Consider the following 12,880-nt stretch of genomic DNA (forward strand, 5'->3'; position numbering starts at 1 on the left):
GATTTAAGCACAGAGGATTTATTGTATCAGGGAACATCACTCTGACATCTGAAGAGTGAACACATTCGTCGGTTTGATTTTAGAGGGTTTTATGAAAGCTAAGCAAGTTACAATGTTCGGTTTATTGGCTGTATTACTCAGTTTAATGCCGGTTACCAAGGGTGTCGCGGCCGATTTGTTGCCTCCACAGCAGGCGATTCAAGTGGCTTCTGCAAAATTACAGGAAAAACTGCAGGATAAGTCGTTTACCAAAGATTTTACCAAGATCACACAATTCGTTAACGAAGTCATTTATCCGCATACTGATTTCGACAGAATTTCAGAACTGGTTTTGGGAAAAATCTGGAAAACAGCAACTATTGATGAACGCGAGCGTTTTAAACATGAATTCCAAACGTTGCTGGTAAGAACCTATTCTCGCGCTTTTGTGGAATTTAATGATTGGTCGGTCCGTTTTTTGCCTCTTGAAATGGGTAGCGATGAGAAAAAAGTTATTGTAAAAACCGAAGTGTTACAACCCGGCATACAGCCTATCGGCGTTAATTATCGGATGTTGCTGAGTAACGGCGAATGGAAGGCCTACGATATTATGATTGAAGGCGTGAGTCTGGTGACCAACTATCGAAGCACCTTTACCAGTGAAGTTCAAACCAAGGGTTCATTAAACGCAGTTATTGAAGGATTGGTTAAACGGAATGCCGAAGCATTGGCAGCAAAACCGGCAGCGAATTCCTGATTCATTGAGAAAACACGTTACTCCCGCAAGGGCGAACTGTCGCCCTTGCTCATTCCCTAGCCTTTCCCCCCGCACGATTTTTGTTTCTTAATCCATGACTTTTCCGAAAGACTCCATTTATGCCAGCCCCATTGGCGAAGTCGGCGCTTTTAAATTTGACGAAACAGTAACCGGCGTCTTCCCGGACATGATTCAACGATCCGTTCCCGGCTATAGCGCCATTATTTCCGCGATAGGCCTTTTGGCCGGGCGTTTTGCCCGTGAGCATAGCGTCTGTTACGATCTGGGTAGCTCTCTGGGCGCTGCGACCTTATCGATGCGTCACCAGATTGAAACTGAAAATTGCCGCATCGTTGCCGTTGATAATTCCGAAGCGATGGTGACGCGCTTTCAGGAAATTTTACAAAAAGACCAAGCGCCGGTTGCAGTCGAGGTGTTGTGCGCAGACATCCGCGAGGTTGCGATTGAAAATGCCTCGGTGGTGGTTTTAAACTTTACCTTGCAGTTTATCCCGCTTGAAGACCGGATCGGTCTTTTGCAAAAAATTTACCAAGGACTTTTGCCCGGCGGTATTTTAATTCTGTCGGAAAAACTCAAATTCGACGATGATCGGCAGCAGGAATTGCAGACAGAAATGCATCACGCCTTTAAAAAAGCGCAAGGCTACAGCGACCTTGAAATCAGCCAAAAACGCACTGCGCTGGAAAATGTGCTGATTCCTGAAACCTTTGCCCGGCATCAAAACCGTTTGCGGCAAGTCGGTTTCAGCAGCGCCGAAGTCTGGTTTCAATACTTCAACTTTGCCTCGATCATTGCACTGAAATGATCGATTACCAACCCTTATATAATGCGCTGGTTGATGCCAAAGCCGAAGCCTGGGCAGAGATACTGCCGCAGCAGCTTGAACGGGGTTTTGACCCAACCAAACATGGCAATTTAGCGGAGTGGCAGGCATTGGTCGATAGCGTGCCGGAATTGCCTACCGCACAACGTGTGTTGGATGCCGATGCGGTGCAAATAGGTTGCGCTAACGACCTGGTGCTAACCGCAAAAACTCAGCTTGAAAGCCAGTTAAAAGCCCTGCATCCCTGGCGTAAAGGCCCTTACAACTTGTTCGGCATCAACATCGACACCGAATGGCGATCAGACTGGAAGTGGAACCGACTGAAAAACCATATCGCGCCGTTAGAGCATCGCTTGGTATTGGATGTAGGCTGCGGCAACGGCTATCATTGTTGGCGCATGCTGGGAGCCGGTGCAAAAACAGTGGTCGGCATCGACCCGATGATGCTCAATGTAATGCAGTTTCAGCTGGTCAGGAAATTGTACGGCGAAGCTCCGGTTTACGTCTTGCCGATGGGCATTGAAGACATGCCTTACGGCCTCAAGGCATTCGACACGGTATTTTCGATGGGCGTGCTGTACCATCGCCGTTCGCCGATCGATCATCTAATGGAATTAAGAGACTGCTTGAAACCCGGCGGCGAACTGGTGCTGGAAACCTTGGTTATCGACGGCGGCCTGGGCCAAGTTTTGTTGCCCGAAGACCGTTACGCCAGAATGCGCAATGTTTGGTTCCTGCCCAGCTGCGACACCCTGATCGGCTGGTTAAAGCGCTGCGGCTTTAAAAATATCCGGCTGGTCGATGTCACCGTAACCAGTATTGAAGAACAGCGGACTACGGAGTGGATGTCTTTTCATTCGCTGAAAGATTTTCTGGATGCGGAAAACCCGCAACTGACTTGCGAAGGCCTGCCTGCTCCGAAACGGGCGATTGTTATTGCGAATGCGGCGTAGGCCGGAAACGCCAGTTCTTGCTGTAGCTCGAACCGGCTTATTCCGGCCTACATGGCTGCCTGCTCCGAAACGGGCTGTTGTTATTGCGAATGAGGTTTAGACCGGAATAAGAAGCAGAGTGTTGGAGTGCAGGCTTCGCCTGCCTTGCAAGCAAAGCTTGCACTCCCGTCGTTTATTTAAAAGTCGTCTTCGGTCAGAATTAAAGATTGGTATTTCGGGTTGTCGCTAAATTGTCGCCGCAAGTTTTCTCGACCAACTTTTTCTATATGCTGATGAAAGCTGGAAAAAGGATAATCAGCCAGATTTTTCGTATAGCCATGTTTTACCGGATTGTTCAGCAAATAGTTAAGGTGAATTAAATAGTCTTTTTCATCACGCGGACAATAATCCCAGTAATTCCACCACGCCGGTAAATTAGAGGGATAGGCTTTTCTGATTAACTGTCCCGATTGATAATGCACCCGACCTATGATTTTCGGCAAATCCTCGCCTTTATGACTAAATGCCATTAGATGGTAGTGATTATTCAAAACCACCCAATGTTCCAGCGTCCAGGAAAATTCAGTAAACGTTTGTTGCAACAAGGCAGTCAACTGTTCTTTAAGTTGATCGTTTAATAGGTGGCGTTTTAGATAAATACTGCCGGTTATAAAGTAACTGGCATTATTTAGCAGAAGATGTGCGGGGCGATGTTCATAGCGTTTTAACATAGTCAGCTCGCAAGGTGTATTAATGTACGAAGCGCGTTTTGGAGTGCAGGCTTCGCCTGCTGCGCAAGCAAAGCTTGCACTCCTGTTAAAGCTCGATGGACACGTCCCCATTGCCCACCTAAAAAACCTCCAACCCCCCCGGTAAAAAAAACTCACTGACCAGCATTTGCCGCTGTGCAATAGAATAGACGGTTCTTCTGCCCCATATCGGCTGGAGGATATGGCCTTCCTCTATCGCAGGCTGCGTCCAGGTCGGCACGTCAACCAAGGTGACATCCATTTCGATGCGTTCGAGTTTCGGATAGGAAAAAATCACTTCTCCCAACGGGCGACTGCCCAGATGGGCCAGGTTGCTTTTAGCTACTTTAATGGTTTTTGCCGGGATGATGGTTCTGGCTAAAATCAGCGGCTTGCCGTCGGCGTGGAGCAAAACTTCACGGATCAAACTGTATTTGTTTTCGTGTAATTTAAGCGATCTGCGTTCAGTTAAAAACGGCGTATTCCATTGCTGCAACAGAATCTTAACGCCAATCGCATCGCCGTAATAATCGCGCAGACGCTGGGTCAGCGATCCCGGTTCATAGGTCCATGACTGGACGTTTTCAGGCAGGGTGTGACGGGTGCCTGAGCGGTTTTCCAGCCATAAGGGTTCCCGGTTAAATAAAAAGCTCTTGGTAGGCAACTGGATTAAACCTCGGAATATTCGGTAGGTGCACCCAGCCAGCGATCACACAAGGGTTGGATGGCCTGGGGCGAGTGGGTGAAAAAGCTGTCGCCGATTTGTTGAACGGTATCGAGTAAATCGGCATCTCTGGCCAAATCGGCAATTTTAAAATGCATTTGCCCGGTCTGCCGGGTGCCCATGACTTCGCCGGGACCGCGCAACTCAAGATCTTTTTCGGCAATGACAAAGCCGTCGTTACTGTCCCGTAACACCCCGAGACGATGGCGGGCGGTATCGGACAATGGCGCTTGGTACATCAGCAGGCAATAACTGTCGTCACCGCCGCGACCGACCCGGCCGCGCAATTGATGCAGCTGCGACAGGCCTAAGCGTTCCGGGTTTTCGATAATCATCAATCCGGCATTGGGCACGTCGACGCCGACTTCGATAACGGTCGTGGCGACCAATAAATCAATACGGTGGTTTTTAAAGTCCTGCATGACGGCATCTTTTTCGGCCGACTTCATGCGTCCGTGAATCAAGGCAACGCGCACATTCGGCAAGGCTTCAGTCAGTGTTTCTGCGGTTTTTTCCGCTGCCTCGCACTGTAAAACCTCCGATTCTTCAATCAGCGTACAAACCCAGTAGACTTGTCTGTTTTTACCGACCCAGCCGTTAATCCGGTCGATCACGTCGGCGCGTCGTTCGGCGGGAATCACGCTGGTGACGATCGGTTTTCTGCCCGGCGGCAGCTCGTCGATGATGGATATGTCCAGGTCGGAATATTGCAGCATGGCCAGGGTACGGGGAATCGGCGTGGCGGTCATCACTAACTGGTGCGGCCTGATGTTGCCCTGCTGGCCTTTTTCCCTGAGCGCCAGCCGCTGGTGTACGCCGAAGCGGTGTTGTTCATCGATAATAATCAGGCCGAGGCGATGAAAGTGTACGCTGTCCTGAAACAAGGCATGAGTACCGATGATAATCCCGGCAGTGCCGTCCTCCAGCGCTTGTAAAACGGTTTTTCTGGCGTTGCCTTTGAGTTGCCCGGTTAAGTACACTACTTGGGTCTGGAAGCCTTCAAACCAGATGCTGAAGTTGCGCTTGTGTTGTTCCGCCAGCAATTCGGTCGGGGCCATCACCGCAACCTGATAACCTGCGGTTAGCGCCAGTAATGCCGCGTAGGCGGAAACGACGGTTTTGCCTGAGCCGACATCGCCCTGTACCAGGCGCATCATCGGGTGTTGCAGACGGCAATCGGCTTCAATTTCCGCGATGACCCGTTGCTGTGCGCCGGTCAGTTTAAACGGCAGGGAACGGATAAAATGATTTGTGGCTGTTTTTCCCGCCGCACCGACAGAGAAAGACGGCGCTTGCCAGGCTTTGGTCTTGTTCCGGGTTGTTCTCAAGATTAAAAAATGCGTCAGCAGTTCTTCAAAGGCCAGCCGTTTTAGCGCGGGTACGCTGCCGTTTTGCAACGCTTCAATCGACACCGATTCGTCCGGCGCATGGAGGGTCTGGATCGCATCGGCGAGGCTAGGATAATGGTATTGCTTTAAGATCGACTCGGGTATCCAGTCGGTCAGCAGCTCGGGATCCTGGCGACACAGGTCTAAAGCCTGTCTGACCGCTTTGCGGATGATATTCTGGCCGAGCCCTTCGGTCAGCGGATAAACCGGGGTCAAGCGCGTTTCGGTGATGCAGCCGTCGGGATTGGCGATGACCTTGTATTCAGGATGAACCATTTCCAGCCCGGCAAAACCGTAGCGGACTTCGGCAAAACAGCTGATCGATGTGCCGGGTTTCAGCGCGTTATGCTGGCTGGCGGAAAAGTGGAAGAACTTCAGGCTGATAAAGCCGGTGCCGTCGCTGATGCGACAGATCAAACTTTTTCGGCCTCGGGGTAAAATGTCGGTAAATTCAACTTTGCCGCTGATCAGTACCGACATGCCGGGCTTTAGCGAACAGATCGGATAAACGCGGGTGCGGTCTTCGTAGCGCAGGGGCAGGTGGAAAATCAAGTCCTGAAGTGTGCAAAGGCCGAGTTTTTGCAAACGGTTTGCAGTTTGAGCGCCTATCCCAGTCAATATGCCGACCGGTTGATTCAGGGCGTTCGGAGTTTTCATACGGCTATATTAATAAAACTGAACTTCTTCATAGAGATATTATAGGCACAAGGCGAAAGGCAAAGGGCAAAAGATGGCTTGTTCGCCTTTTGCCCTTTGCCTTTCGCCTTGTTTCATCCGTTTAAATCCGTAAATGCAGTGTCATTCAACAAGCCGGGTATTCCTGGGGCTTTAAAATCATAATCGCATCCATTTCCACATCGGCGGCTTTAGGCAAAGCGGCAACGCCGATAGCGGCGCGTGCGGGGTAGGGGGCCTGGAAATAACGCCCCATGATTTCGTTGACTAACGGGAAGTGCGCCAAATCGGTCAAAAAAACATTCAACTTGACGATGTCCGAAAAGTCGCCGCCCGCCGCTTCTGCAACGGCTTGCAGGTTATCAAACACCTGGGTGATTTGCGCGCTTATATCGCCCTCGATGATGGTCATCGTTTCAGGCACCAGCGGTATTTGTCCTGAAAGATAAACCGTGCGATCAACCCTGACTGCTTGCGAATAGGTGCCGATGGCTTGCGGGGCTTTATCTGTCTGGATGATTTGTTTGGCCATTTTTTAATCCTTTATGCTTTAACGCGAGTAATTTTTAACACTATCGATAACTCTTTCAAGCGACGCATGATTTTGGCTAAATGCACCCGGTCTTTGACGGTTAAGGTGATTAAATCGACGCTAATGCGGTCATCCTGATCGACGACGGTGACATTTTCAATGTTGGAGTTCAGTTCGGAAATAGTCGAGGCGATGGTCGCCAGCGAGCCGCGTTGATTGAGTATTTCTATGCGGAGTTCAACCGGAAAGTCGCCGGCGGCATCCGAGCTCCATTCAACATCCAGCCAGTTGGTTTGTTTTTTCCTGACCACACTGCTGTTGCGGCATTCGTGATGATGCACGACGATGCCTTTGCCGGGGTTGAAATAGCCGATGATCGAATCGCCCGGAATCGGCCTGCAACATTTTGCCAGGGTGATGACCATGCCTTCCGTGCCTTTTATGACCAGCGGTTTCTTTTGGCCCTGGTCGCCGTCATCCAGTTTGACGGTGGCGTTAATATCATCCTGGGCGATGCGTTTGGCGACCAAAAACGGCATTTTATTGCCTAGTCCTATGTCTTCAAGCAATTCATCCAGCGATTGCTTGGACAAGACCTGGAGCAAGGCTTGTATTTTGTCTTTGTCGATGTTTTCCAGATGCAGATGCATGGCCAGCAGCTCTTTTTCCAGTAAACGGCGGCCCAGGTTAATCGCTTCCTGCTGTTTGAAATGTTTCAGGTAGTTGCGAATGCCGGAGCGGGCTTTGGCGGTGATCACATAATTGAGCCAAAGCGGGTTGGGTCTGGCCCACGATGCGGTAATGACTTCGACGGTGACGCCGTTTTCCAGTTTGGTTTGCAGCGGTACCAGCTGTTTGTCGATTCTGGCGGAAACGCAGGCGTTGCCCAGGTCGGTATGTACCGCGTAGGCAAAGTCGATGATGGTCGCGCCGCGCGGCAGTTTAATAATGGCGCCCTGCGGAGTGAACACAAAGACTTCCTGCGGGAACAGGTCCACTTTCAGGTTATCGATAAATTCCAGCGAGTCGCCGGCGGATTTTTGGATTTCCAGCAAATCTCTCAGCCATTCGTTGGCGCGATCCTGGAATTTTTCGATTTTATTATCGTCATCGGATTTATACAGCCAGTGCGCGGCGATGCCCGATTCCGACATGCGGTGCATTTCATGTGTTCTGATCTGAACTTCAATGGGCACGCCGTAAGGTCCCATCAAGATGGAGTGCAGCGATTGATAGCCATTGGCTTTGGGTAAAGCGATGTAATCCTTGAAGCGTCCGGGAATCGGCTTGTACAGATTATGCATAACGCCTAAAACGCGGTAACAGGTATCGACATCATCGCAAAAAATCCTGAACGCATAGACATCAAAAACGTCGGCCAAGGAGATTTTTTTGTTGAGCATTTTTTTATAAATGCTGTAAAGATTTTTCTCCCGTCCGGCCACGTCGCAGTTCAGGCCCGCTTGTTCCAAACGATTTTTTATCGTGTTTTCTATGATGTCGACAATTTTGCGGCGGTTGCCCCGCGCTTTTTTTACCGCATTATTTAACACCGCGTGCCGCATCGGGTACATCGCCTCAAAACTCAGAGATTCGAGTTTTTGCCGGATATTATTCATGCCCAGGCGATTGGCGATCGGGGCGTAAATATCCAGGGTTTCGCGGGCGATGCGGCGTTTTTTTGCCGCCGGCATGACGCCGAGTGTCTGCATGTTGTGCAGCCGGTCCGCCAGTTTGACGATGATGACGCGTAAATCCTTGGCCATGGCCAGAAACATTTTGCGGACGTTTTCCGCTTGCGTTTCGGCATGTGATTTACTGTCGATTTTGCTTAATTTGGTAACCCCGTCAACCAGTTCCGCGACTTCCGTGCCGAACTGCTCAGCCAGCTCTTTTTTACTGACCGGGGTATCTTCTATAACATCATGCAGTATCGCGGCCATGATGCCGTTGGCGTCCATGCGCATTTCAGCAAGGCTGATCGCGACAGAGACAGGGTGGCAAATATAGGCTTCGCCGCTTTTACGAAATTGACCTTCATGAGCATCAGCGCCGACTTCATAAGCACGGACGCATTGGTCGATTTGGGATTGATCCAGATAGCCGGACAAGGTCGTGCATAAACGCCGGATCAGTTTGTCCTGAGGGCGTTCCAGCTCGATCGTGTCCGCTATTTCCAGCATAGGCTCTACGAATTAGAACATTGGGTTATGTTGGTGATCGTGCGCTTCGCCGACACGATGCAGCAGCGCGACGTTTTCAGGCGTAACATGACCTGCCGCAATTTCGCGTAACGCGACAACCGTATCCTTGTCTTTACCGCGTGGCACAAATTCAGTCGCACCGTGGCTGAGTTGGCGCGCTCTGGTGCTGGCTAATAAAACCAGTTTGAAGCGATTTTCAACATTTTCTAAACAATCTTCGATTGTGACTCTGGCCATTTTTAATCCTGATGTAGTGGGTTAAAGGCGAAAGGCTCAGGGCAAAAGGTTTTTTCGCCTTTTGCCCTTCGTCTTGTGCCTATCGTTTTGATTTTAACACAGAAACGGCGGGAAGTTCTTTACCTTCAAGAAATTCAAGGAAGGCGCCGCCTCCAGTCGATGTGTAAGACACGTCATCGTTAATCCCGTATTTGTCGATAGCCGCCAAGGTATCGCCGCCGCCTGCAATCGAGAAAGCCTTGCTTTCGGCAATCGCTGTCGCCAATGCTTTGGTGCCGTTGCCGAACTGGTCGAATTCAAATACGCCGACCGGGCCGTTCCAGACGATGGTGCCGGCGGTTTTTAATATCTCGGCATACTGTTTTGCGGTTTCCGGTCCTATATCCATAATCATGTCATCCGCTTCGACATCGGCGACTTTTTTAACGGTGGCGACGGCGGTTTCCGAAAATTCCTTAGCGCAAACTACGTCGACAGGGATGGGAATGTCGGAACCTTTGCTTTTGGCCGCGGCAATCAGTCGTTTGGCTTCATCGATCAGATCGGCTTCATAGAGCGATTTGCCGACTGGAAAACCGGCTGCCGCAATAAAGGTGTTGGCAATACCGCCGCCGACGATTAACTGGTCGACTTTTTCCGATAGGGATTCTAACACCGTCAATTTGGTCGATACTTTGGAGCCGCCGACAATCGCAACCAGAGGCTTGGCCGGTGTTTCCAGGGCTTTGCCCAGTGCGTCCAGTTCACTGGCTAACAACGGACCCGCGCAAGCAATCGCTGCGAATTTGGCTACGCTGTGGGTTGAGGCTTGCGCTCTGTGTGCGGTGCCGAAAGCATCCATCACAAACACGTCGCAAAGAGCCGCCATTTTCTTGCCTAGCGTATCGTCGTTTTTGCCTTCACCGGCATTAAAGCGCACGTTTTCGCATAGCACGACTTCGCCCGGCTGGATGGTGATGCCGTCGATCCAGTCTTTTTCCAGTCTGACCGGCTTGCCGAGCAATTCGGATAAGCGTTCGGCGACCGGTTTCAACGAAGATTCTTCATCGTATTGGCCTTCAGTCGGGCGACCCAGATGCGACATCACCATGACCGCAGCGCCCGCAGCCAATGCTTTCTCAATGGTGGGTACGCTGGCCTGGATACGAATGTCGCTGGTCACTTTGCCGTTTTTTACCGGTACGTTCAGATCCTGACGGATTAATACCCGTTTGCCCGACAAGTCCAGATCTACCATTCTCTTAATTGACATATTACGCTCTCATTGTTGTGGGTTGATTTTATTTAATAGAACGCAGATGACGCTGATTATTATGATTAAGTAAGATTTTTTGAATTATCAGCGCTTATCATATTCATCGGCGTCGCCTAGAGGCGCCTACTTTTGGCATCTGCGTTCTCGGCAACTGCTCCTGCGTTGCTCTACCTCCTGCATCCATGCAGTCGCATTTTTAAACTTAGTTAATCCTGCTTCCATTTGATCGAGCAGCCGATGCTATTGATTTGCTCTTTGGGGCCGTGGCCGGTTTCGGCAACCAGTTTCATCGCCTCGAATAATTCCCGCTTGGTGCCTTCCGGTGCGGTTTCCTTGCGACTGGCATCCAGACGTCCGCGGTATTGCAATTCATAGTCGGCATTATAGCCAAAAAAGTCCGGCGTACAGATAGCGCCGTAAGCCTTGGCGACTTGCTGGGTTTCATCCAGCAAATAAGGGAAACTGAAACCCAATTGGTCGGACAGCTTTTTCATGTTGTCGAATGAATCGGCGGGGTATTCAACCGTGTCGTTGGACATGATCGCTACCGATTCGACGCCAAGCGCTTTAAGTTCGCGCGTATCCCTGACAATCCGGTCTTGCACGGCTTTGACATACGGACAATGATTGCAGATAAACATCACCAACAGGCCATTTTTACCCATGCACTGTTGTAGAGACCAAGTGCGCCCGTCAACGCCGGGCAATTCAAAATCGATCGCTTTCTTGCCGAAATCACAGATCGGCGTTTCCAGTGTTACCATTTTCGCACCTCTACTTTTTTAGTATGAAAAAACGTAGGAATTATTCACCACGATAGGCGTAGGCCGGAATAAGACCATCCAAGCGCGTACCGCAAGGTGGCGTTTCCGGCTTGCAGGGGGGATTGCCGGAAAAGCTTCCGCTCCTCGGTAATTGCTCCTGCATGGCTCTACCTCCTGCATCCATGACAGTCGTGCTCACGCCCCCTTACCTACATCCATGTAGGCAACGCCGATTCTCGCTCCCGCTCGAACTGGCTTATTCCGGCCTACAGAATTTAATTATTGAAACAATACCGCCGCACTGATGACCACTGCACTGATCAGCATAGCCCAGACCGTTCTGCGGTGATTGCTGTCCATTTGTTGACGCAGCAGCATTAATTCCCTATTTTGTATTTCTGCATGCTGCTTTGCGTGAGCGGCATTGTCCAGCGCTTTATAAATCAACGAGGGGATTTCGGGAAATTGCTCGGCAAAGTCGGGAAACTGTTTGATCAGTTTGTCGATTTTGGCTTTAGGGCCGATGCGCTCGTGAAACCATTTTTCAAGAAAAGGTTTGGCGGTTTGCCATAAATCCAGGTCAGGGTAAAGCTGTCGCCCCAAGCCCTCGATATTGAGCAGGGTTTTTTGCAGCAGTACCAGTTGAGGTTGAACGTGCATATCGAAACGGCGCGCAGTCTGGAATAAACGCAGCAACAATTGGCCGAATGAAATGTCTTTCAGCGGTTTTTCAAAGATCGGTTCGCAAACGCTACGTATCGCCGATTCAAACTCTTCTATCCGGGTCGATTCGGAAACCCAGCCCGATTCAACATGCATTTCGGCCACTTTGCGGTAGTCGCGATTGAAAAAAGCCAGGAAGTTTTCCGCCAGGTAGTGCTGGTCGGACAATGACAGGGTGCCGACGATACCAAAATCAACGGCGATATATTTGGCCGGCAGATCGACAAAAATATTGCCGGGATGCATGTCGGCATGGAAAAAATTATCCCTGAATACTTGGGTGAAAAAGATTTCCACGCCGCGTTCGGCGAGTAATTTAAAATTGGCACCGCCTTCTCGAAGCTGGTCGATGTTACCTACCGGGATGCCGTGAATCCTTTCCATGACCAGCACTTTCCGGCGCGTTAGCGGCCAGTGAATTTCCGGTATATAGATGACGTCGGAGTTTTCGAAGTTGCGGCGCAATTTGGCGGCATTGGCGGCTTCCCTGACCAGATCGAGTTCATCCAGCGTGGTTCTTTCAAATTCGGCAACGACATCCATAGGGCGCAATCTTCTTGCGTCAGCCCAGAAGCGTTCGGCAAAACGGGCCAGTTCGTAGAGCAGTCCTATGTCTGAGCGTATGCGACCTTCTATGTCGGGACGCAGCACTTTAACCACAACGCTTTCGCCGCTGTGCAAGACGGCGGTATGAACCTGTGCGACTGACGCCGAGGCTAGCGGTTCGGCATCAAACTCGGCAAACGCGTCGCTGATCGACATGCCCAGTTCTTTTTCGATAATGCTGCGCGCAAGTTCGTTGGCAAAAGGTGGGACTCGGTCCTGTAGTTTGATTAGTTCATCGGCGATGTCATCGGGCAACAGGTCTCTTCGGGTAGACAAGGCCTGGCCGAATTTGACGTAAATCGGCCCCAAATCCTCCAGTGCGCGCCGAATCCTGGCACCGCGAGAGTCTGATGAGTTTCTAAGCCAAAAATGGGGGGAGAAAACGGCTAAATAACGGACAGGTCGGAATAAATGAGTTTTTAAAACGATTTCGTCCAGGCCGTGAAAAACCAGAACCCAGTTGATATGGATTAGACGCAATAATAATTTAGGGCGGATCACGAGTTACCTT

At 50.4% G+C, this 12,880-nt stretch carries 13 protein-coding genes; 3 read left to right on the forward strand and 10 right to left on the reverse strand.

Going from position 1 to position 12,880, the window contains the following annotated elements; all coding sequences use genetic code 11:
* Positions 1 to 91: 91 nt before the first annotated feature.
* The 3 genes from METTU_RS12240 (at position 92) to cmoB (ending at position 2,533) form a co-directional block, all read left to right on the forward strand.
* Entirely contained in the window at positions 92 to 736 is a 645-nt protein-coding gene (locus METTU_RS12240) for an MlaC/ttg2D family ABC transporter substrate-binding protein (protein WP_006891940.1), read from the forward strand.
* Positions 737 to 830: 94 nt separating this feature from the next.
* Entirely contained in the window at positions 831 to 1,562 is a 732-nt protein-coding gene (gene cmoA / locus METTU_RS12245) for a carboxy-S-adenosyl-L-methionine synthase CmoA (RefSeq protein WP_006891942.1), read from the forward strand.
* A complete protein-coding gene (gene cmoB, locus METTU_RS12250) occupies positions 1,559 to 2,533 on the forward strand; it encodes a tRNA 5-methoxyuridine(34)/uridine 5-oxyacetic acid(34) synthase CmoB (RefSeq protein ID WP_006891944.1) in 975 nt (324 codons plus the stop codon). Before cmoA ends, cmoB begins: the two co-directional genes overlap by 4 nt.
* A gap of 176 nt (positions 2,534 to 2,709) precedes the next feature.
* Here cmoB and METTU_RS12255 read toward each other — a convergent pair whose 3' ends face one another.
* From METTU_RS12255 to ubiB, 10 genes are all read right to left on the reverse strand, one after another.
* Positions 2,710 to 3,243 (reverse strand): REP-associated tyrosine transposase, encoded by a 534-nt coding sequence (locus tag METTU_RS12255; RefSeq protein WP_006891948.1) that lies wholly within the window; start codon positions 3,241 to 3,243, stop codon positions 2,710 to 2,712.
* 118 nt (positions 3,244 to 3,361) lie between these two features.
* The gene (locus METTU_RS12260) at positions 3,362 to 3,925 is read right to left on the reverse strand and encodes a chorismate--pyruvate lyase family protein (RefSeq protein WP_006891949.1); all 564 of its coding nucleotides are present in this window, start codon (positions 3,923 to 3,925) and stop codon (positions 3,362 to 3,364) included.
* Positions 3,926 to 3,930: 5 nt separating this feature from the next.
* The gene (gene recG / locus METTU_RS12265; protein ID WP_006891951.1) at positions 3,931 to 6,030 is read right to left on the reverse strand and encodes an ATP-dependent DNA helicase RecG; all 2,100 of its coding nucleotides are present in this window, start codon (positions 6,028 to 6,030) and stop codon (positions 3,931 to 3,933) included.
* Positions 6,031 to 6,175: 145 nt separating this feature from the next.
* Positions 6,176 to 6,580, reverse strand: coding sequence for a RidA family protein (locus METTU_RS12270; protein WP_006891952.1), 405 nt, complete (start codon positions 6,578 to 6,580; stop codon positions 6,176 to 6,178).
* Positions 6,581 to 6,591: 11 nt separating this feature from the next.
* Entirely contained in the window at positions 6,592 to 8,763 is a 2,172-nt protein-coding gene (locus METTU_RS12275; RefSeq protein WP_006891954.1) for a RelA/SpoT family protein, read from the reverse strand.
* Positions 8,764 to 8,775: 12 nt separating this feature from the next.
* Positions 8,776 to 9,021 carry a DNA-directed RNA polymerase subunit omega gene (gene rpoZ, locus METTU_RS12280; protein WP_006891956.1) on the reverse strand — a complete coding sequence of 82 codons (246 nt, stop codon included), beginning with the start codon at positions 9,019 to 9,021 and terminating at the stop codon, positions 8,776 to 8,778.
* A 79-nt stretch (positions 9,022 to 9,100) separates the two neighbouring features.
* Positions 9,101 to 10,273 carry a phosphoglycerate kinase gene (locus tag METTU_RS12285; protein WP_006891957.1) on the reverse strand — a complete coding sequence of 391 codons (1,173 nt, stop codon included), beginning with the start codon at positions 10,271 to 10,273 and terminating at the stop codon, positions 9,101 to 9,103.
* 209 nt (positions 10,274 to 10,482) lie between these two features.
* Positions 10,483 to 11,040: a thioredoxin family protein gene (locus METTU_RS12290; protein WP_006891959.1), complete on the reverse strand. Its 558-nt coding sequence runs from the start codon at positions 11,038 to 11,040 to the stop codon at positions 10,483 to 10,485.
* Between the two features lie 40 nt (positions 11,041 to 11,080).
* Positions 11,081 to 11,239 (reverse strand): hypothetical protein, encoded by a 159-nt coding sequence (locus METTU_RS23670; RefSeq protein WP_169624898.1) that lies wholly within the window; start codon positions 11,237 to 11,239, stop codon positions 11,081 to 11,083.
* A gap of 80 nt (positions 11,240 to 11,319) precedes the next feature.
* Positions 11,320 to 12,870: a ubiquinone biosynthesis regulatory protein kinase UbiB gene (gene ubiB, locus METTU_RS12295; RefSeq protein ID WP_006891961.1), complete on the reverse strand. Its 1,551-nt coding sequence runs from the start codon at positions 12,868 to 12,870 to the stop codon at positions 11,320 to 11,322.
* Positions 12,871 to 12,880: the final 10 nt, after the last annotated feature.

This window comes from Methylobacter tundripaludum SV96, from assembly GCF_000190755.2.
Taxonomy (GTDB): Bacteria; Pseudomonadota; Gammaproteobacteria; order Methylococcales; family Methylomonadaceae; genus Methylobacter_A; species Methylobacter_A tundripaludum.

What these genes read in the sequence shown, in the direction of transcription:
- cmoA (WP_006891942.1), top strand. Translation starts at nt 831, where the DNA reads ATGACTTTTCCGAAAGACTCCATTTATGCCAGCCCCATTGGCGAAGTC.
- METTU_RS12275 (WP_006891954.1), bottom strand. Translation starts at nt 8,763, where the DNA reads ATGCTGGAAATAGCGGACACGATCGAGCTGGAACGCCCTCAGGACAAA.
- METTU_RS12240 (WP_006891940.1), top strand. Translation starts at nt 92, where the DNA reads ATGAAAGCTAAGCAAGTTACAATGTTCGGTTTATTGGCTGTATTACTC.
- cmoB (WP_006891944.1), top strand. Translation starts at nt 1,559, where the DNA reads ATGATCGATTACCAACCCTTATATAATGCGCTGGTTGATGCCAAAGCC.
- rpoZ (WP_006891956.1), bottom strand. Translation starts at nt 9,021, where the DNA reads ATGGCCAGAGTCACAATCGAAGATTGTTTAGAAAATGTTGAAAATCGC.
- METTU_RS12255 (WP_006891948.1), bottom strand. Translation starts at nt 3,243, where the DNA reads ATGTTAAAACGCTATGAACATCGCCCCGCACATCTTCTGCTAAATAAT.
- METTU_RS12290 (WP_006891959.1), bottom strand. Translation starts at nt 11,040, where the DNA reads ATGGTAACACTGGAAACGCCGATCTGTGATTTCGGCAAGAAAGCGATC.
- METTU_RS12285 (WP_006891957.1), bottom strand. Translation starts at nt 10,273, where the DNA reads ATGTCAATTAAGAGAATGGTAGATCTGGACTTGTCGGGCAAACGGGTA.
- METTU_RS12270 (WP_006891952.1), bottom strand. Translation starts at nt 6,580, where the DNA reads ATGGCCAAACAAATCATCCAGACAGATAAAGCCCCGCAAGCCATCGGC.
- recG (WP_006891951.1), bottom strand. Translation starts at nt 6,030, where the DNA reads ATGAAAACTCCGAACGCCCTGAATCAACCGGTCGGCATATTGACTGGG.